Genomic DNA, 19,920 nt, shown 5'->3' with positions numbered 1-19,920 from the left:
TACTAACTTATTACTTTCGACTATTACTTATTTAAAGATTGAATTACATTTTTCAAGCGCTCAAAGGATTCAAATTGTTTATCTTGATCATAAATATAACTAATACCCATTAGCTCATCAATTTCTCCATATTCTTCAATAAAATCTTCTAATTTCTGTTTAACTGTAGCTTCTGAACCAATTAATGAATCATTAAATCTTTGTTTAGCCATTTCATATTCACGTGGGGTTAATAATCCTTGTAAATCATTTGTTGGTGGTTGAACCGGTTGCATTCTACCGCGAGCAATACCAATAAACACTTGCGCTAGTGTACTTGCTAAATATTCAGCTTCTTCATCTGTTTCAGCAATAATAGCGTTTAAACAAACAATCATATAGGGCTCTTGCAATACCTCAGAAGGTTCAAATAATTCTTTATATATTTGAATTGCTTCTTTCATTTGTTGAGGAGCAAAATGACCAGCAAATACATAAGGTAAACCTTTGCGTGCTGCTAAATGCGCTGAATCTGTTGATGAACCTAGAATAAATAATGGTACATTTTTTCCTACTGCTGGATAAGCACGCACATAGGCTTGTTGATTGCCTGGTCCGAAGTATGTTTGAAGTTGTTCCACTTCTTCAGGAAAGGCGTAAACACCATTATGTTGGTCTCGGCGTAATGCACTTGCTGTCATCATATCTGTACCAGGAGCTCTTCCTAAACCAAGATTCACTCTATTTGGGAAAAGGGTTTCCATAGTACCAAATTGTTCTGCCACTATTAAAGGCGCATGATTAGGTAACATGATACCGCCGGAACCTACCTTGATACTTTGAGTGTGTTCCAATGTATGTTGGATGAGTAATGCTGTAGCTGAACTTACTAAATTAGGTGCATTATGATGTTCAGCAATCCAATATCTTTCATAATCAAGTTCTTCAAGTTTTTGTGCTAACGTAACCATATCGTTAATGGCGTCTTTATCACTTTGACCTTCTTTAATAGGCACTAAATTTAGTGCAGAAAATTTCATATTAGACATTTGCAAAGACTCCTTTATTTTTTACTATGACTTAGTGTAACAAGATGACTAACGATGAGTTATTAATTTGCTCACTACTTATGTAAAAGACATTTTCAAAAATAAAATGTATATAAATAGGCAAGGGATAAATGTTAAAATATTAAGTAATGGAGTTACAAACAACAATGTAGAAAAATTGATAGTTAGGTGCTATTATAGGAACATTGATAATATTGTGAGGAGTGTACAAAATAATGGAAGTATATGCAGACTATGCTGCAACTACCCCAGTTAAACCAGAAGTAATAGATGCAATGATGGAAATTTATCAATCGCATTATGGTAATCCATCTTCAATTCATACAATAGGGCGAGATGCACGTCGCTATCTAGATGAATCTAGAAGAACAGTCGCTAAACTTCTAGGTGCTAAACCTAGTGAAGTGATTTTTACGAGTGGTGCTACTGAATCCAATAACACTGCTATTAAAGGTTTAGTCTATGAAAATGAACATTTAGGAAATCATATCATTACTACTAAAATCGAGCATCACTCAGTACTACATGTCTTTGAAGAACTTGAAAAAGAAGGCTATGATGTCACTTATTTAGATGTAGATGATACAGGTAAAGTTGACTTAGATCAATTAGAAGAAGCGTTAACTGAAGATACGATTTTGGTTTCAATCATGTTCGTTAACAATGAGGTTGGTACAGTTGAACCAATCTATGATATTGAGGATATCGTTGCTCAATCAAGTGCATTATTACATGTTGATGCTGTACAAGCTGTAGGCCATCTTGATATTAAGTTCGAAGACTTCAAGATTGATACTATGAGTGTGACTGCACATAAATTTGGAGGACCTAAAGGCGTTGGCCTGTTATTAGTTAAAGATCAGACACCTATCGAATTCTCTCAATTAGGTGGCGAACAAGAAACGAAACGTCGTGCTGGAACTGAAAATTTAGCGCAAATCGTTGGTTTAACCAAAGCACTTGAACTCGCTGATAAAAATCGAGACAATAACAATATTCATTTAATGCAACTAAAAGAATTGTTTTTAGTTAGTTTACAAGAACGTGCAATTCCTTTCGAAGTGAACGGTTCTATGGTAGAAACAACTGGACATATATTAAATTTATATTTCCCATTTATAGATGTAGAAACAATGTTAACATTGTTAGATTTAGCGAATATTTATGTTTCTTCTGGGTCAGCATGTACAGCTGGGTCAACTACTCCTTCACATGTTTTAGCAGCGATGTATGAAGATGAAGAACGAGCTAAACATTCAGTACGTTTTAGCTTTAACGAACAAACGACTGAGCAAGAAATTAAACATATCGTAGCTGAAATTCATAAGATTTATCATAAATTTAAGGAGGAATAAAATTGTCAAACAAAGATATACGCGTTGTAGTTGGTATGTCTGGTGGCGTTGATAGTTCAGTTACTGCTCATGTATTAAAAGAACAAGGTTATGATGTCATTGGTATTTTTATGAAAAACTGGGATGACACTGATGAGAATGGCGTATGTACAGCAACAGAAGATTATAATGATGTAATTGCTGTATGTAACCAAATTGGTATACCTTATTATGCAGTGAACTTTGAACAAGAATATTGGGATAAAGTATTTACTTACTTTTTAGATGAATATAAAAAAGGACGCACGCCTAATCCGGATGTAATGTGTAATAAAGAAATTAAATTCAAAGCATTCTTAGAACATGCGCTTAAATTAGGAGCAGACTATGTGGCAACAGGACATTATGCTCGTATTCGTCGTCATGAAGATGGGCATGTAGAAATGTTAAGAGGCATTGATAACAATAAAGATCAAACATATTTCTTAAATCAATTATCTCAACAACAATTATCTAAGGTCATGTTCCCAATTGGTGACATTGAGAAAAAAGAAGTACGTAGAATTGCAGAAGAACAAGATTTAGCTACGGCTAAAAAGAAAGATTCTACAGGTATTTGTTTTATTGGTGAACGTAATTTCAAATCATTCTTGTCTCAATATCTTCCAGCTCAATCAGGTGAAATGAGAACATTAGATGGCAAGAAAATGGGTATGCATAGTGGATTAATGTATTATACGATTGGGCAACGTCACGGTTTAGGAATTGGTGGAGACGGAGATCCTTGGTTTGTAGTTGGTAAAAACTTACAAGATAACGTGCTATATGTTGAACAAGGTTTCCATCATAGTGCATTGTATAGTGATTATCTCATTGCTTCAGATTTCTCATTTGTTAATCCTGTTGATTTAGAAGAAGGATTTGAATGTACAGCTAAATTTAGATATCGTCAAAAAGATACTAAAGTATTTGTACAAAAAGAAACTGATAATTCAATTCGCGTGACTTTTGATGAACCTGTACGTGCCATTACGCCTGGTCAAGCAGTTGTATTTTACGACGAAGAAGTTTGTCTTGGCGGGGCTACAATTGATGATGTATATAAAACGACTGGCCAATTAAGTTACGTGGTTTAATTTAAATATTTTTTATGAAAGGCTGGGAATAATAATGTCCCAGTTCTTTTATTTTATAGATTATTTTCATATTTAATACATAAATTTGAGGAGGTTCATAATGATAAAGCAAGAAACAATTTATGAATGGATAAAAGAAGGACAGCTAGAACAAGCACTTCAAGCTTTATTTAATAATATTGAAGAAGAACCAGACGTAGTGGAAAATTATATCAATGCTGGTATTGTCTTAGCAGACGCAGGCGAAGTTGAGAAAGCGGAGCGCTTTTTCCAAAAAGCAATGACAATTGATGACAAGAATGGTGCAGTTTATTATAATTTAGCTAACTTATATTATAATCAAGACCGTTATCAAGAAGCTATCAAGCTATATCAACTTGCTTTAAAATATGATATGGATAAGGTGGATACTAACTATATGATTGGCATGGCATTTAATCAACTAGACTCACATAGAGAAGCTATGCCGTTTTTAATGACTGCAGCTGAACTTGATGATAAAAACGATGCAGAAGTCCAATTTCAATATGGATTAGTGTTATGTCATTTAGAATTGTTTAAGGAAGCTATCAAACAGTTAAAAAATGTACTCACTATTGATTCTAAACATGTTGATGCTTTATATAATATAGGTCTTGCCACATACATGGAAACAGAAGATGTAGATGCGGCGGTTGCTTATTTTGATAAAGCAATTGAAATTGATCCTAAACACTTGTTAAGTCAGCATGCGAAACAAACTTTTCAATCTCTAAAAGCGCAGGAGGAATAATATGTCAGACCCTACACTATTTGACTATTCAATGATTAAGGGAACAGTAGACGCTATTTTATTTCAGAATCAAGATAATTTCTATACTGTTCTTAAAGTTGATACCATAGAAACGAATGAATCATGTGATAACTTACCCACAGTTGTAGGGTTCTTTCCAAATATAGCTGAAGGCGATGTTTATACGTTTAAAGGACAAGTGGTTGAACATCCTCGCTATGGTAAACAGTTAAAGGCTGAAACATTTGAAAAAGAGTTACCACAAACTAAAGATGCTATTGTGAGCTATTTATCAAGTGACCTTTTCAAAGGGATAGGTAAAAAAACGGCTCAAAATATTGTTAATACATTAGGTGAAAATGCGATAAACGATATTTTGAATGATGCTACTGTTTTAGAAAAAGTGCCGAGTTTACCTAAAAAGAAACAACAGCAAATTGCTGAACAAATTAGCGCAAATCAAGAGTCAGAAAAAGTGATGATTCGCTTACACGATTTAGGGTTTGGTCCTAAATTATCGATGGCAATTTATCAATTTTATCAATCAGAAACATTAAATGTATTAGAGAAAAATCCTTATCAACTTGTCTACGATGTGAAAGGAATAGGGTTTCAAAAAGCTGATACATTAGCGCGTAAAAATGGAATTGAATATAATGATCCAGAAAGATTGAAAGCAGGGCTTCTATATACGTTAGAAGAGGAATGTATTAAACAAGGTCATACATACTTGTCTTATCAATTTGTAATTGAAGTTACTCAAGAAATGTTAAGTGACCCGCGTAATAATGAAGTAGTAGAGGTAAATCAATTAGAAGAAGTATTACAGCAACTGGCGGAAGAAACTAAACTTGTTTTTGAAAATGATCGTGTGGCTATACCAAGTCTTTATTATTCTGAATTAAAAAGCGTCCAAAACTTATATCGTATAAAAACGTATAAAAATAAACTCAAAGAAATAGAACAATCCGATTTGCAATTGCATATTGGAGAGATTGAAGACAGTAATAATGTAAGTTATGCGCCTTCACAAAAAGAAGCGTTGCAAACCGCTATTAATTCTAAAATTATGCTTTTAACAGGTGGGCCGGGTACAGGTAAAACGACAGTTATAAAAGGAATTGTTGAGTTGTATGCCGAAATTCATGGCTTATCATTGAATTATTCTGATTATGAAGAAGATGATTACCCGATTGTCTTAGCAGCGCCTACCGGACGAGCGTCTAAACGTCTACAAGAGTCTACAGGATTAGAAGCGATGACAATTCACCGCCTAATAGGTTGGAATCAAGATACACAACCTGAAGATATTTTAGATAATGAAATTAATGCGAAATTGATTATTATAGATGAGATGTCTATGGTGGATACTTGGTTGTTCCATCAATTTCTAAATGCTGTGCCTTTAGACGCGCAAATTATTCTTGTAGGAGATGAAGACCAATTACCTTCTGTAGGACCAGGTCAAATATTTAAAGATTTAATAGATTCTAATGCCTTGCCACGCGTTAATCTTACTGAAGTGTATCGCCAACAAGATGGTTCAAGTATTATTGATTTAGCGCATCGTATGAAACATGGTGAGTCAATCGATATTACGAAACGATATCATGATCGAAGTTTTATTAATTGTAACGTAGATCAAATTCCCGATGTAGTTGAAAAGGTTGTTTCAAGTGCCGTGAATAAAGGCTATGATATGAGCGATATTCAAGTATTAGCGCCAATGTACAAAGGAAGCGCTGGAATAAAGCGACTTAACCAAGTATTACAAAATATTTTAAATCCTAAAAATGATGATGTTAGAGAAATTGAGTTTGGAGATATTAAATTCCGAAAAGGAGACAAAGTACTCCAATTAATGAATAGACCTAATGATAATATTTTTAATGGCGATATTGGCATCATTGTAGGCATTTTTTGGGCGAAGGAAAATGCACTAAATAAAGATGTTCTTGTAGTGGACTTTGAAGGCAATGAAATTACATTTACGCGACAAGACTTATTAGAGTTAACACATGCCTATTGTACATCCATTCATAAATCACAAGGTTCAGAATTCCCAATAGTCATCATGCCGATAGTTAAACAATATTTTAGAATGTTACAGCGACCAATATTATATACGGGGCTTACGCGAGCTAAACAATCATTAGTTTTATTAGGTGATCCAAAAGCGTTTGAAATTGGCTTGAATACGCAAGGACAAACACGTCAAACGCAACTTCGTGAGTTGATACAAGCTTACTTTGAAGTTGATGCACCTTCAACTACTCATTCTAATCAAGATAAGAATGATGAGAATGTCGTCTATAGTTCAAATGAAGAAGATGATATAAGCTCAAATGATGTTCAAGATCAAATTGTTTTAAGTGAAGCAACAATTTATCAAATTAATCCAATGATTAATATGGGGGATGTTTCACCATATGACTTTGTTGAACGTTGACATTTACCTGAAAAATACTTAAAATAAATTTAAATTCACATGAAGATGAGTAGGCAATTTAAACACTTATAGAGAGGCACTGGTTGGTGAAAAGTGCAGGGTTAATTGTTGAACGCTACTTCATGATAGTTTCATATTGTAATTAAGTGATAAACATGATTGTTATTTTGAAATAATCAGTGTGTTTATAACTAGGGTGGTACCGCGAAAACGTTCGTCCCTTGATTGAGGATGGACGTTTTTTTGTTTTTCTTTAATTTTTTAAATAAAGAATGTTTAGGAGTGGAATAAATGAAAAATTTAAAAGCAAGTGACATTCGTCAAATGTATATTGATTTCTTTGTAGAAAAAGGACATATGGTTGAACCTTCTGCACCATTAGTACCGATTGATGATGATTCTTTATTATGGATCAACTCTGGTGTAGCAACATTAAAGAAATATTTCGATGGTCGTGAAACACCTAGAAAACCTAGAATTGTTAACTCTCAAAAAGCGATTAGAACGAACGATATTGAGAATGTAGGTTTTACTGCTAGACACCATACGTTTTTTGAAATGTTAGGTAATTTCTCTATTGGGGATTATTTCAAAAAAGAAGCAATTGAATTTGCATGGGAATTCTTAACAAGTGAAAAATGGATGGCTATGGAACCTGAAAAATTATACGTAACAATTCATCCAGAGGATACAGAAGCATACCGTTTATGGAATGAAGAGGTTGGTCTTGAAGAAAGTCGCATTATTCGAATTGAAGGAAACTTCTGGGATATTGGTGAAGGTCCTTCAGGTCCGAATACTGAGATCTTCTATGATCGTGGTGAAGAGTATGGTCAAAACGATCCTGCAGAAGAAATGTATCCAGGTGGAGAAAATGAAAGATATTTAGAAGTATGGAACTTAGTATTCAGTGAGTTTAACCATAATAAAGATAATACGTATACGCCGCTACCAAATAAAAATATTGATACTGGTATGGGATTAGAGCGTATGGCTTCTATTTCACAAAATGTTCGTACTAACTATGAAACTGATTTATTTATGCCTATTATTCATGATGTTGAGAATGTTTCAGGTAGAAAATATCTAGAAGTTGCTGAACAAGATGTAGCATTCAAAGTTATTGCTGATCATATTAGAACAATTGCATTTGCGATTTCAGATGGTGCATTACCTTCAAATGAAGGACGAGGCTATGTATTACGTCGTTTATTACGCCGCGCAGTAAGATTTAGTCAAAGTCTAGGAATTAATGAACCATTTATGTTCAAATTAGTTGATATCGTGGCTGAGATTATGGAACCTTATTATCCAAACGTTAAAGAGAAAGCTGAATTCATCCAACGTGTAGTGAAATCTGAAGAAGAACGTTTCCATGAAACATTACAAGAAGGTTTAACTATTTTAAATCAGTTAATCGATAAAGCAAAAGCATCTACGCATGAAATCAATGGTTCTGATGCATTCAAACTATATGACACTTATGGTTTCCCAATTGAATTAACTGAAGAACTATCAAGTCAAGAAGGCATTAGTGTTGATATGGCGACTTTCGAAGAAGAAATGCAACAACAACGTACTCGTGCTAGAGAAGCACGCCAAAGTTCTCAATCAATGCAAGTGCAAAGTGACGTATTAAAAAATATCAATACTGATAGTAAATTTGTAGGTTATGAAACTACAGATTACCAAACTACATTAACAGATTTAATCTTCAATGGTGAAAAAGTTGAAAGTGTAGAAGCTGGCGAAACTATTTACTTTGTTCTTAAAGATACACCTTTCTATGCTGTTAGTGGGGGACAAGTAGCTGATAAAGGTACAGTAGGTAATGACAATTTTGAAATTGAAGTTCATGAAGTAACTAAAGCGCCAAATGGTCAAAACTTGCATCAAGGTGTCGTGCAATTTGGACAGGTTACTGTTAATAGTGAAGTAGATGCAAGCGTAAATCGCGATGAACGTAAAGACATTCAAAAGAACCACAGCGCAACACACTTATTACACGCTGCATTAAAAGAAGTATTAGGTGAGCATGTTAACCAAGCTGGATCATTAGTTGAAAGTGAAAGATTAAGATTTGACTTCTCTCACTTTGGTCCGATGACTCAAGAGGAAATTGATCGAGTAGAAAGACGTGTAAATGAAGAAATTTGGAGAGGTATTTCCGTTCACATCCAAGAAATGCCAATAGCTGAAGCTAAAGAAATGGGTGCTATGGCATTATTTGGTGAAAAATATGGAGATATCGTGCGCGTAGTAAATATGGCACCATTCTCAATTGAATTATGCGGTGGTATTCACGTAGATAATACAGCTGAAATTGGTTTATTTAAAATTGTTAGTGAATCAGGTACTGGTGCAGGCGTAAGACGTATCGAAGCACTAACTGGTAAAGCAGCATTCTTATACTTAGAAGAAGTCCAAAATAAATTCAATTCTATTAAAACTCAATTAAAAGTAAAATCAGACAATCAAGTCTATGATAAAGTAGTACAAATTCAAGATGAACAAAAAGAACTTCATAAACAACTTGAACAACGTAATAAAGAAATTACATCACTTAAAATGGGTAATATTGAAGATCAAATTGAAACAATTAATGGCTTCAAAGTACTTGCTACTGAAGTTGAAGTTTCAAATCCTAAAGAGATCAGACAAACAATGGATGACTTTAAATCTAAACAACAAGATGCTATCATCATTTTAGCAAGTGAAGTTAATGGTAAAGTTTCACTTATCGCAACAGTCCCTAAAGAATATACAAGTCAAATTAAAGCTGGAGATATTATTAAAAATATGGCTCCTGTAGTTGGTGGTAAAGGTGGTGGCCGTCCTGATATGGCTCAAGGTGGCGGTACTGAACCTGAAAATATCACAAACTCATTACGCTTTATTAAAGATTACATTAAAAACCTATAACTTTGTAATCAACTAGTGTAAAATTATTATGTAAGATAATTCGTATTAGAGGAGTGTCGCATCTATGGAAAATATTGATAAAACAATGAAGTTTAATTATGAAGAAATCCCTAAAGAAAATGTCGAATCAGTCTTAATCAACGTACATCAAACGCTTGAAGAACGTGGCTATAATGCTGTAAATCAAATTGTTGGTTATTTACTATCAGGTGATCCAGCTTATATTCCACGTCAAAATGATGCCCGTAATCAAATCCGTCATATCGACCGAGATGTAATTATGGAAGAACTTGTTTCAAACTATCTTAAAGAGCATAAACAATAATTTATGTTAACACACAAGATTTTAGGTTTAGATGTAGGAAGTAAAACTGTAGGCATAGCAATTAGTGATTTAATGGGATGGACTGCCCAAGGATTAGACACTCTTAGAATCAATGAGGAAAATAACGAATTTGGTATTGATAAATTAGTAACAATTATCAAAGAACACAATGTAGGTTCAGTAGTAATTGGTTTGCCAAAAAATATGAATAATTCTATTGGATTTCGTGGCGAAGCTTCGTTACAATACAAGAAGTTGCTACAAGAAGCATTACCAGATATAGAAATAATTATGTGGGATGAACGTTTAAGTACAATGGCTGCTGAACGTTCACTACTTGAAGCAGATGTTTCAAGACAGAAGAGAAAGAAAGTTATTGACAAAATGGCCGCTGTATTTATTTTGCAAGGCTATTTAGATTCTATCCAATAAAGGAGATTTAAATTATGACTGAACATAATCACGACCATAACTCTGAGTTAAATATTAGTAATGAAGAAGAATTATTAACATTATTTGATGAAGATGGTAATGAAGTTTTATACAGAAAAATGTTAGAATTCTATCATCCTGAATTCAAAAAAGAATATGTCATTTTAGCCGAAGAAGGCGCTCAATCTGACGACGATGATATGATCGAACTTATCCCTATGATTAACGAACCTGATGAATCAGGCGATGGTGGTAAATTAGTACCAATCGAAACGGATGAAGAATGGGATATGATTGAAGAAGTTGTTAATACAAACATGGAAGAATAGAGATTTAATAGCTATTCTGTTCATGTGAAATTAAATATTAGAATTTAGAATCCCTCCATAATGTGATTTAATTATGGAGGGATTTTTTGTAAATTATATTTTATCTGTCAATTAACACATCATAGTGATATTCAATTAGAATTTTACCGTATGATGATTTCAAACCAAATATAAAGCTTCCATTTTCCAAATTCATTCTTAAATTTAGTTTGAAACTATGGTAAAATATATAAAGTTTAAATCTTATAAGCATATATTAATTATTCAATCAGTCATTAAACAAATAAGTTTTCGAATTAAAACTTTTATTAAGAAGTAAAACTTCCAGTAAATAGACTGATTATTTTTAATGTTATTTTGTATTTTAAAAGGAAGTAAAAAATGGAAGCAAATCAACAGTATTTACTTGGAATACATGAAAAAACAAACAATCATATTGAAGAATTAAGAGCTTATGCTGAAGAACATGCCGTACCTATAATAGATCGATTATCTCTAGAATTAGTAAAACAATTAATTAGAATACATCAAGCTAAAAACATACTTGAAATAGGAACAGCGATTGGGTATAGTTCAATGCAATTCGCTTCAATTTCAGATGATATAAGTATTACGACAATTGAACGTGATGAAGCTATGATTCAACAAGCTAAATCAAATTTTGAAAAATACGGTTATAAAAATCAAATCAGACTAATAGAAGGTAATGCATTAGAACAATATTCTCACGTTAATGACCAAGAATACGATATTATATTTATTGATGCGGCTAAAGCACAATCAAAAAAGTTCTTTGAATTATATACACCTTTACTTAAAAAAGGCGGTCTTGTCATTACAGATAATGTACTTTATCACGGTTTTGTGGCGGATATAGATGTTGTTCGCTCTAGAAACGTTAAACAAATGGTAAAAAAAGTGCAGAAATTTAATACTTGGTTAATGGCTCAAGAAAATTATCAAACTAATTTTGTAAATATGGATGATGGGTTAGCCATATCTATTAAAGGAGAATAAAAATGACAGAATTACTAGTTACCCCTAAATCACTAGCTCATATGGAAACATTAATTGATTTAGGTGCTGATGCATTTGTTATTGGGGAAGAAAAGTTTGGATTACGATTAGCTGGAGAATTTAATCGTGATGATATTAAACAAGCTGTTAAATTAGCGCATGATAACGAGAAAAAAGTTTATGTTGCTGTAAATGGCATTTTCCATAATTATCATTTAAATGCGCTTGAAGATTATATTAATTTCTTACATGAAGTCAACGTCGATCGAATTATATTTGGTGATCCGGCTGTAGTGATGTTCATTAAGCAACAAAGTAATCCGATTCCTCTTAATTGGAACGCTGAAACTATAGTGACGAACTACTTCCAATGCAACTACTGGGGTAAAAGAGGCGCACAACGAGCAGTATTAGCACGCGAATTAAACTTAGACGAAATTATTAATATTAAAGAGAATGCGGATGTAGAAATTGAAGTTCAGGTACATGGTATGACTTGTATGTTCCAATCTAAACGTATGTTACTTGGCAATTATTATACATTCCAAGATAGACAGATGAAAATTCAACGTGATAAAAATGATACTGAATTGTTATTATATGATGAAGAACGTGATAATAAATATCCAGTGTTCGAGGATTATAATGGTACACACATCATGTCACCTAATGATATTTGCTTAATCGAAGAACTTGAACCATTCTTTGAAGCTGGCATTGATTCATTTAAAATTGATGGTGTTCTACAAAGTGAAGAATATATCAATACTGTAACTACTCAATATAGAGAAGCTATAGATTTATATAATGAAGATCCTGAAGCATATGAAGATGAAAAATTTATGTTAGTAGATCCAATTGAAGAAATTCAACCAGAACATCGTCCATTTGATGAAGGATTTTTATACAAACAAACTGTTTATTAAAAGGAGGCGCTTGTATGAAAACATTAGCTGAAATTAATTCAAAAAATAAAACTAAAGTTAAAAAACCTGAATTATTAGCGCCTGCTGGTAATTTGGAAAAATTAAAAATTGCTGTACATTATGGTGCTGACGCAGTATTCCTAGGTGGACAGGAATATGGTTTAAGATCTAATGCGGATAATTTTACAATGGCAGAAATTCAAGAAGGTGTAGAATTTGCTAATCAATATGGCGCTAAAATTTATGTAACAACTAATATTATTGCACATGATGAAAATATCGATGGTTTAGAATCTTACTTAATAGAATTAGAAGCGACCGGTGCAACAGGAATTATTGTAGCTGATCCACTGATTATTGAAGCATGTAAACGCGTAGCACCAAGACTAGAAATTCATCTCTCTACTCAACAATCACTTTCTAATTATAAAGCCGTTGAATATTGGAAAGAAGAAGGTTTAGACCGAGTTGTATTAGCACGTGAAACTGGTGCTATGGAAATGAAGGAAATGAAAGAGAATGTTGATATTGAAATTGAAGCATTCATTCATGGTGCAATGTGTATTGCATATTCTGGTAGATGTACATTAAGTAACCATATGACAGCACGTGATTCTAACAGAGGTGGATGCTGTCAAAGTTGTCGATGGGATTACGATTTACTTTCTGTTGATGAGGATGGAGAACTTGATTTATATTATCAAGATGGCGATGTAGTACCTTTTGCTATGAGTCCTAAAGATTTGAAATTAATAGAATCAATTCCTCAAATGATGGACATTGGTATCGATTCACTTAAAATCGAAGGACGTATGAAATCAATTCACTATATTGCTACTGTCGTTTCTGTTTATAGAAAAGTGATTGATGCGTATGCAGAAGACCCTGAGAATTTTAAGATTAAACCAGAATGGCTAATTGAGCTAGACAAATGTGCTAATAGAGATACAGCACCAGCTTTCTTTGAAGGTACACCAGGATATGAAGAGCAAATGTTTGGTTTACAACAAAATAAAAAGTCACCTTACGATTTTTGTGGATTAGTGCTAGACTATGATTCTAAATCTCAAATTGCAACTATCCAACAACGTAATCATTTTAAACCTGGTCAAGAAATTGAATTCTTCGGTCCTGAAATTGAAAGTTTCAGACAAGTCATTGATGAGATTTATGATGAAGAAGGAAATCGCTTGGATGCTGCACGTCATCCACTTCAAATTGTCCAAATCAAGGTAAATCATCCTATTTATCCTAACAACATGATGAGAAAGGAAATCGGATAATGACGAACACAACTATTATTGGTATTGCAGGCGGATCTGGCTCTGGTAAAACTACAGTTACTAATGAAATTATGAAGAATTTAGAAGGTCATAGCGTAGCCTTATTAGCTCAAGATTATTATTATAAAGACCAATCACACTTAACTTTTGAAGAACGTTTAGAAACAAACTATGACCATCCCTTCGCATTTGATAACGATCTATTAATTGAAAATTTAAAAGACTTACGTAATGGTCATGCTGTAGAAGTACCGACGTATGACTATACTAATCACACTAGAAGTGATGAAACGATTGCATTTGAGCCTAAAGATGTTATTATCGTAGAAGGTATATTTGCATTAGAAAATAAAACTTTACGTGATATGATGGATGTTAAAATATATGTCGATACTGATGCCGACTTAAGAATTTTACGTCGTTTAGTACGAGATACTAAAGAGCGTGGTCGTTCAATGGAATCAGTAATCAACCAATATTTAAATGTTGTCAGACCTATGCATAATCAATTTATAGAACCTACTAAACGCTATGCTGATATTATTATTCCAGAAGGCGGAAGTAATAAGGTCGCTATTGATATAATGACAACTAAGATCCAAACACTTGTAAGTAAACAATAGCTTATAAGTAAACTAATATTACGTTATTTTTTAATTATTCTATAAGTTAAATCTCAGTATGTGAAAAGGAAGATGACATAATGGAAAATCAAAAACAATATCCAATGACTCAAGAAGGTTATGAAAAATTAGAACAAGAATTAGAAGAATTAAAAACGGTTAAACGTCCAGAAGTAGTTGAAAAAATTAAAGTTGCACGTTCATTTGGTGACTTATCTGAGAACTCAGAGTACGATGCAGCAAAAGACGAACAAGGTTTTATCGAACAAGATATTCAACGAATTGAACATATGTTACGTTATGCTTTAATTATTGAAGATACTGGCGATAACAATGTAGTACAAATTGGTAAAACAGTAACATTTGTAGAATTACCTGGTGATGAAGAAGAAAGTTACCAAATTGTTGGTTCTGCAGAAGCAGATGCCTTTAAAGGTAAAATTTCAAATGAATCACCAATGGCTAAAGCTTTAATTGGTAAAAACTTAAATGATGAAGTTCGCGTACCACTTCCAAATGGTGGCGAAATTAACGTTAAAATCGTAGATATTAAGTAATTTATATAACACTTCAAATGTCAGTTTAGATATTTGAAGTGTTTCTTTAGTTTCATACGAAAAATATTGTAAAATTAACATTTTTAAATTGTTTTACCTTTAAAATAAACATTTTACGGTATAAATATGACTAAATCTTTTTAAAAATTATAAATTTTTCATGACAAATTGTATTTTATATGCTTAAATAACTATGTAAATACAACTAAATAAATGCTATGAATACAATAAAGTAAGCGATTACAATTTTGTCCTTACTTTTTTTATTATTCTTAATTTGAAATACTTATTAAACAATTACGATTTACAAATGTTATAATTTTTTTATAAATATTGTTTTATGTCTAGCTAAGCTAATCACATTTTCAAAATAAAAAAAATCAAAGCTAATTTATTAGTGGAACTTGTTTAGAAATGTAAGTAGCTTTTAGAGGGGGGAGGCATCATATTGGAAATTAAAGTTATAAATGAACAATCAATTTTACTTTATTTCAAAGAAGAAATTAGTGAACAAAACTATAAAGATGTAGATACAACTACACAATACATACTTTCAAAAAATATTTCAGCTATTAGAGATGTTGTACCTTCATATCGAGCAATTATGATTAATTTTGACAATAAGCAATTAAATTATGAACAGCTTATAACACAACTAGAATTAGATGATATTGAACTTTCTACATCAAATAAGAATGATGATAAGAAAGTGATACATATTCCAGTACTATATAACTTAGAAGTTGGTCCAGATTTAGAGGAAGTTGCAAAACACAATAACTTAAGTATTGATGAAGTAATTAAAATCCACACTGATAATGAATATTTAATTTATATGCTAGGCTTTATGCCTGGATTCCCATTTTTAGGTGGATTGGATAAACGTTTACATACGCCTCGTCGTTCTGAACCAAGAGTCAAGATTAATGCTGGTTCAGTAGGTATTGCTAATAATCAAACAGGTTTATATCCATCAGATTCTCCAGGAGGATGGCAAATCATTGGTCGTACACCTTTAAAAGTCTTTGATCAATATTCAAATCCAATGACGCTTTACGAAGCTGGTGATTATATTAAATTTTATGCGATTGATGAATCTACTTTTAAAGAAATAGAAACTGAAATTGCAAATAATAAATTTAATAAAGAAAAGTGGGTGACTAATAACTATGAGCATTAAAATTATTAAGCCTGGTCTCTTTACTACAGTACAAGATTTAGGGCGTTATGGTTACCAACATTTAGGATTTTCAAGTGCTGGTGCAATGGATCGAAATAGTTTCAAATTAGGTCAGGCTTTAATCAATAATGAGGGACCAAGCCTTGAATTTACAGTTATAGGCCCAACCATTGAATTTCAAGAAGATAATACTTTCGTTATTACTGGTGCTAAATTTAATGCTAAGTTGAATCAACAAGAAGTGGCACATAACACAGTAATGTTCGCTGCAAAAGGCGATAAACTTGAAATAGGTTCTGCTATAGAAGGTGCTCGTGGCTATTTATTCTTTGGTCGTCCATTAGACATCATTGAAGTTGCTGATAGTTACTCAACGCACACTAGAAGTCAAATCGGCGGATATAAAGGCAGAACTTTGAAAAAGAATGATGTTATTAAAGTTAAGTCTAACGACACCTATAAAAACAATTTAGGTAAAACGCTTGATTATGATGCTACACCTAAAGATAACATTATTCATATTATAGAAGGGCCACAGTTTGAGGCATTTTCAGAAGAAAAAAGAAATCTTTTAGTTGAAGGTGAATACAATATTTCCGACCAATCAGATAGAATGGGGTACCGTTTAATAGGTAATAATATTGCACCTGAAGAAAGTGCCGATATTATATCTGAGCCTGTAGCGTTAGGTAGTATTCAAGTACCAAATGACGGCAATCCAATCATCTTATTGAATGATAAACAAACTGTTGGAGGATATACGAAAATAGCAACAGTGAGTCAACTTGATTTGAATAAGCTAGCTCAGTTGAAACCAGGCGATCAACTTCAATTTAAATGGATTTCGATTGAGGATGCTAATCAACATTTACAAAAGTTTGATGAACATTTAAAAACATTGCTTAATCGTATTGAAAAAGAACCAATCTACAATATTCAATCTATGCGATCAACATCACATAAATTGGCAAAAATAATTGAGGAGGAATAATTAGTGAATATTAAAAAAATAGAAGAGGTCATTAATTTAGTAAAATCAAACGGAGTTAAACGTTTCAAATTCAAAGATAATAAAAGTGAATTAGAGTTAGACTTTACAGAAGGCGTTCAAAGCCAAGGTAATGTAAGTGCTCCTTCACAAACAGTGCAAAATAATAATACAAATGAAGAAGCTTCAACTCAAAGTCAAAATGGTAGTTCAAATGATAGCGCTCAAGAAATTAAATCTCCTATGGTTGGTACTTTCTTCTTACAAGATAGTAAAGAGCTAACTGAACCTCAAATTAAAGTAGGGGATCAAATTAAATCTGGCGATGTAATTGGTTATATCGAAGCGATGAAAGTCATGAATGAAGTGATTAGTGACGTTGACGGAGAAGTAGCCGAAATCGTTGTAGATCATGGAACAAATGTAGAATATGATCAAGTATTAGTTAAAGTCAAATAAGGGGGAACTTGTGTATGTATCGTTGTTTAGTAGCTAACAGAGGAGAAATCGCGGTCCGTATCATTAGAGCGTGTCGTGAAATGGGCATAGAAACTGTTGCGATTTACGCTAAAGGGGACGAAAAAAGCTTACACGTTAGCCTTGCTGACCAAGCTGTTTGTATTGGAGAAGCTAACCCACTAGACAGTTATTTAAATATTGAACGTATAATTGGTGCTGCTGAAATTACCGGTGCTAATGCGATTCATCCAGGATATGGTTTCCTATCTGAAAGTACAACGTTCGCTGAAAAAGTTGAAGAAAATGATATCCATTTTATTGGTCCTAATAAAACAACTATGGAAATGATGGGTGATAAAATCACTGCGCGTCAAACTGTAGATTCTGCTGGCGTTCCTGTAATACCAGGTTCGTCTGGTGCGGTTAATTCAGTAGAAGAAGTTAAAGAATTAGCTAAAGAAATTGGTTACCCAGTTGTTTTAAAAGCTGCTAGCGGTGGTGGCGGTAAAGGTATCCGTATTGTTAAAGAACCTGAACAATTAGAAAAATCATTAAAAGAAGCCAAAAGCGAAGGCCAAAAATACTTTAATGATGATCGTGTATACGTTGAAGCATTCATACCAGTAGCAAAACACGTAGAAGTTCAAATTATAGGTGATGGTAAAGAAAATTATGTTCACTTAGGTGAGCGTGATTGTTCCGTTCAACGTAAAAACCAAAAATTAATTGAAGAATCTCCTTGTGCGGCTCTATCAGAAGAGCGACGCAAACAAATTTGTGAAGACGCTGTTAAAGTAGCTAAAGCTTCTAATTACAGAAGTGCAGGTACAATTGAATTCTTAGTTACAGAAGATGCACATTACTTCATCGAAATGAATGCACGTATCCAAGTAGAGCACACTGTAACTGAAATGCGTGCTGATAGAGACTTATTGCAAGCACAACTTTATTTACTACAACATGGCGAATTACCATTCACTCAAGAAGATATTGTGTTTAATGGCCATGTTATTGAAGCACGAATTAATGCTGAGAATCCTGAAAAGAAATTCCAACCTACACCTGGTAAAGTTAAAAAGTTACATTTACCTCAAGGGTTTAATATTCGTGTTGATTCTCTGTTATATCCTGGTTATCAAGTATCTCCTTATTACGATTCTTTAGTAGCTAAAGTTATTGTTAAAGATGCTAATCGTGAAAATGCTATTAAAAAATTAAAAGTAGCACTTGATGAAATGGTAATTGAAGGCTTTTCAACTACAGCAGACTTTTTATATGCAGTTTTAAGCTATCCATTATATGCTGATGGCGATGCAAAAGATGTAGATATTAAATTCCTTGAGAAACATCAAATTATCAAAGGAGTTGAGCTTTAATGAAGATTGATTTGAATTGTGATTTAGGCGAAGCATTTGGTAATTATTCATTTGGTGGGGATAAAGATATTATTCCATTGATCACTTCTGCTAATGTTGCCTGTGGTTTCCATGCAGGGGATGAAAATGTAATGAATGACACAGTGAAAATAGCTAAAGACAATGGTGTAAGTATTGGTGCACATCCTGGTCTACCAGATTTAAAAGGTTTCGGACGCAGAAATATTGATATTGCGCCACAAGAAGTTTACAATTTAATGATTTATCAACTAGGTGCTTTGGAAGGATTTTGTAAAGCCCATGGCACAACTATTAACCATGTAAAACCGCACGGTGCTTTATATAATATGGGTGCAAAAGATAAAAATATTGCCCATGCTATTGCACAAGCTGTATATGACTTTGATTCATCATTAATTTTAGTAGGTTTATCTAATTCTTTATTAATTTCAGAAGCTGAATCAGTTGGTCTTAAGACTGCTTCAGAGGTCTTTGCAGATAGACGTTATGAAGATAATGGCCAATTAGTTAGTCGTAAAGAAGCTGATGCAGTTATCACAGATACTGATGAAGCGTTAGATCAAGTAATTAAAATGGTTACTGAAAATAAAGTGATTAGTAAAAATGGGAAAGAAATTGATTTAAAAGCCGATACAATTTGTGTGCATGGAGATGGCGCCCATGCTTTAGATTTTGTATCACAAATCAGAAAAAAATTAACGAAAGAAGGCATTGATATTCAATCCTTATAGGGGGTTCCAAG

At 33.0% G+C, this 19,920-nt stretch carries 18 protein-coding genes, 2 pseudogenes and 1 other annotated feature; of the genes and pseudogenes, 19 read left to right on the top strand and 1 reads right to left on the bottom strand.

Annotated elements, in window-relative coordinates; all coding sequences use genetic code 11:
- Positions 1-23 precede the first annotated feature (23 nt).
- Positions 24-1,028: an LLM class flavin-dependent oxidoreductase gene (locus tag E2558_RS04660; protein ID WP_126567030.1), complete on the bottom strand. Its 1,005-nt coding sequence runs from the start codon at positions 1,026-1,028 to the stop codon at positions 24-26.
- Positions 1,029-1,264: 236 nt separating this feature from the next.
- Between E2558_RS04660 and E2558_RS04655 the strand changes: the two genes are divergently transcribed.
- The 19 genes and pseudogenes from E2558_RS04655 to pxpA all read left to right on the top strand — a co-directional run bounded on the left by E2558_RS04655 (position 1,265) and on the right by pxpA (position 19,909).
- The gene (locus tag E2558_RS04655) at positions 1,265-2,404 is read left to right on the top strand and encodes a cysteine desulfurase family protein (protein WP_126567029.1); all 1,140 of its coding nucleotides are present in this window, start codon (positions 1,265-1,267) and stop codon (positions 2,402-2,404) included.
- Positions 2,405-2,406: 2 nt separating this feature from the next.
- Positions 2,407-3,519, top strand: a complete 1,113-nt coding sequence (gene mnmA, locus E2558_RS04650) for a tRNA 2-thiouridine(34) synthase MnmA (RefSeq protein WP_126567028.1) — start codon at positions 2,407-2,409, stop codon at positions 3,517-3,519.
- A gap of 100 nt (positions 3,520-3,619) precedes the next feature.
- A complete protein-coding gene (locus E2558_RS04645; RefSeq protein WP_126567027.1) occupies positions 3,620-4,291 on the top strand; it encodes a tetratricopeptide repeat protein in 672 nt (223 codons plus the stop codon).
- 1 nt (position 4,292) lies between these two features.
- Positions 4,293-6,740 (top strand): SF1B family DNA helicase RecD2, encoded by a 2,448-nt coding sequence (recD2, locus tag E2558_RS04640; protein ID WP_126567026.1) that lies wholly within the window; start codon positions 4,293-4,295, stop codon positions 6,738-6,740.
- A 33-nt stretch (positions 6,741-6,773) separates the two neighbouring features.
- Positions 6,774-6,965 (top strand) — a binding site (T-box leader).
- Between the two features lie 66 nt (positions 6,966-7,031).
- A complete protein-coding gene (gene alaS / locus E2558_RS04635; protein ID WP_126567025.1) occupies positions 7,032-9,662 on the top strand; it encodes an alanine--tRNA ligase in 2,631 nt (876 codons plus the stop codon).
- Positions 9,663-9,726: 64 nt separating this feature from the next.
- The gene (locus E2558_RS04630) at positions 9,727-9,987 is read left to right on the top strand and encodes an IreB family regulatory phosphoprotein (protein WP_126567024.1); all 261 of its coding nucleotides are present in this window, start codon (positions 9,727-9,729) and stop codon (positions 9,985-9,987) included.
- A gap of 3 nt (positions 9,988-9,990) precedes the next feature.
- Positions 9,991-10,419 (top strand): Holliday junction resolvase RuvX, encoded by a 429-nt coding sequence (ruvX, locus tag E2558_RS04625; RefSeq protein ID WP_126567023.1) that lies wholly within the window; start codon positions 9,991-9,993, stop codon positions 10,417-10,419.
- A gap of 14 nt (positions 10,420-10,433) precedes the next feature.
- Positions 10,434-10,748 carry a DUF1292 domain-containing protein gene (locus tag E2558_RS04620; protein WP_103298274.1) on the top strand — a complete coding sequence of 105 codons (315 nt, stop codon included), beginning with the start codon at positions 10,434-10,436 and terminating at the stop codon, positions 10,746-10,748.
- Between the two features lie 381 nt (positions 10,749-11,129).
- The gene (locus tag E2558_RS04615; RefSeq protein WP_126567022.1) at positions 11,130-11,765 is read left to right on the top strand and encodes an O-methyltransferase; all 636 of its coding nucleotides are present in this window, start codon (positions 11,130-11,132) and stop codon (positions 11,763-11,765) included.
- Positions 11,766-11,767: 2 nt separating this feature from the next.
- Complete coding sequence (locus E2558_RS04610; RefSeq protein WP_126567021.1) at positions 11,768-12,691, top strand: peptidase U32 family protein; 924 nt, start codon at positions 11,768-11,770, stop codon at positions 12,689-12,691.
- 14 nt (positions 12,692-12,705) lie between these two features.
- A complete protein-coding gene (locus E2558_RS04605) occupies positions 12,706-13,974 on the top strand; it encodes a peptidase U32 family protein (RefSeq protein ID WP_126567020.1) in 1,269 nt (422 codons plus the stop codon).
- Positions 13,974-14,597: a uridine kinase gene (gene udk, locus E2558_RS04600; protein ID WP_126567019.1), complete on the top strand. Its 624-nt coding sequence runs from the start codon at positions 13,974-13,976 to the stop codon at positions 14,595-14,597. Before E2558_RS04605 ends, udk begins: the two co-directional genes overlap by 1 nt.
- Before the next feature lie 80 nt (positions 14,598-14,677).
- The gene (gene greA, locus E2558_RS04595) at positions 14,678-15,154 is read left to right on the top strand and encodes a transcription elongation factor GreA (RefSeq protein WP_103298269.1); all 477 of its coding nucleotides are present in this window, start codon (positions 14,678-14,680) and stop codon (positions 15,152-15,154) included.
- Between the two features lie 448 nt (positions 15,155-15,602).
- Complete coding sequence (gene pxpB / locus E2558_RS04590) at positions 15,603-16,334, top strand: 5-oxoprolinase subunit PxpB (RefSeq protein WP_126567018.1); 732 nt, start codon at positions 15,603-15,605, stop codon at positions 16,332-16,334.
- Positions 16,324-17,325: a 5-oxoprolinase subunit C family protein gene (locus E2558_RS04585; protein WP_126567017.1), complete on the top strand. Its 1,002-nt coding sequence runs from the start codon at positions 16,324-16,326 to the stop codon at positions 17,323-17,325. Before pxpB ends, E2558_RS04585 begins: the two co-directional genes overlap by 11 nt.
- A 3-nt stretch (positions 17,326-17,328) precedes the next feature.
- A pseudogene (locus E2558_RS12600) lies at positions 17,329-17,452 on the top strand (acetyl-CoA carboxylase biotin carboxyl carrier protein subunit); the annotation flags it as partial.
- A 74-nt stretch (positions 17,453-17,526) separates the two neighbouring features.
- Positions 17,527-17,781: pseudogene (locus E2558_RS12595) on the top strand (acetyl-CoA carboxylase biotin carboxyl carrier protein); the annotation flags it as partial.
- A gap of 14 nt (positions 17,782-17,795) precedes the next feature.
- The gene (locus E2558_RS04575) at positions 17,796-19,157 is read left to right on the top strand and encodes an acetyl-CoA carboxylase biotin carboxylase subunit (protein WP_103328073.1); all 1,362 of its coding nucleotides are present in this window, start codon (positions 17,796-17,798) and stop codon (positions 19,155-19,157) included.
- On the top strand, positions 19,157-19,909 hold the full coding sequence (gene pxpA, locus E2558_RS04570) for a 5-oxoprolinase subunit PxpA (protein WP_126567015.1): 753 nt from the start codon (positions 19,157-19,159) through the stop codon (positions 19,907-19,909). Before E2558_RS04575 ends, pxpA begins: the two co-directional genes overlap by 1 nt.
- Positions 19,910-19,920: the final 11 nt, after the last annotated feature.

This window comes from Staphylococcus pragensis (assembly GCF_004785665.1).
Classification (GTDB): domain Bacteria; phylum Bacillota; class Bacilli; order Staphylococcales; family Staphylococcaceae; genus Staphylococcus; species Staphylococcus pragensis.
Note: the sequence above shows the minus strand (reverse complement) of the source record. Positions and strands in the feature narration are given on the sequence as shown.

Excerpts from the sequence above, each read along its gene's own strand:
- E2558_RS04585 (WP_126567017.1), top strand. The coding sequence starts at position 16,324 with ATGAGCATTAAAATTATTAAGCCTGGTCTCTTTACTACAGTACAAGAT.
- recD2 (WP_126567026.1), top strand. The coding sequence starts at position 4,293 with ATGTCAGACCCTACACTATTTGACTATTCAATGATTAAGGGAACAGTA.
- udk (WP_126567019.1), top strand. The coding sequence starts at position 13,974 with ATGACGAACACAACTATTATTGGTATTGCAGGCGGATCTGGCTCTGGT.
- greA (WP_103298269.1), top strand. The coding sequence starts at position 14,678 with ATGGAAAATCAAAAACAATATCCAATGACTCAAGAAGGTTATGAAAAA.
- alaS (WP_126567025.1), top strand. The coding sequence starts at position 7,032 with ATGAAAAATTTAAAAGCAAGTGACATTCGTCAAATGTATATTGATTTC.
- E2558_RS04605 (WP_126567020.1), top strand. The coding sequence starts at position 12,706 with ATGAAAACATTAGCTGAAATTAATTCAAAAAATAAAACTAAAGTTAAA.
- E2558_RS04615 (WP_126567022.1), top strand. The coding sequence starts at position 11,130 with ATGGAAGCAAATCAACAGTATTTACTTGGAATACATGAAAAAACAAAC.
- E2558_RS04610 (WP_126567021.1), top strand. The coding sequence starts at position 11,768 with ATGACAGAATTACTAGTTACCCCTAAATCACTAGCTCATATGGAAACA.
- E2558_RS04645 (WP_126567027.1), top strand. The coding sequence starts at position 3,620 with ATGATAAAGCAAGAAACAATTTATGAATGGATAAAAGAAGGACAGCTA.
- E2558_RS04655 (WP_126567029.1), top strand. The coding sequence starts at position 1,265 with ATGGAAGTATATGCAGACTATGCTGCAACTACCCCAGTTAAACCAGAA.
- E2558_RS04630 (WP_126567024.1), top strand. The coding sequence starts at position 9,727 with ATGGAAAATATTGATAAAACAATGAAGTTTAATTATGAAGAAATCCCT.
- ruvX (WP_126567023.1), top strand. The coding sequence starts at position 9,991 with ATGTTAACACACAAGATTTTAGGTTTAGATGTAGGAAGTAAAACTGTA.
- E2558_RS04575 (WP_103328073.1), top strand. The coding sequence starts at position 17,796 with ATGTATCGTTGTTTAGTAGCTAACAGAGGAGAAATCGCGGTCCGTATC.
- pxpA (WP_126567015.1), top strand. The coding sequence starts at position 19,157 with ATGAAGATTGATTTGAATTGTGATTTAGGCGAAGCATTTGGTAATTAT.
- E2558_RS04620 (WP_103298274.1), top strand. The coding sequence starts at position 10,434 with ATGACTGAACATAATCACGACCATAACTCTGAGTTAAATATTAGTAAT.
- E2558_RS04660 (WP_126567030.1), bottom strand. The coding sequence starts at position 1,028 with ATGTCTAATATGAAATTTTCTGCACTAAATTTAGTGCCTATTAAAGAA.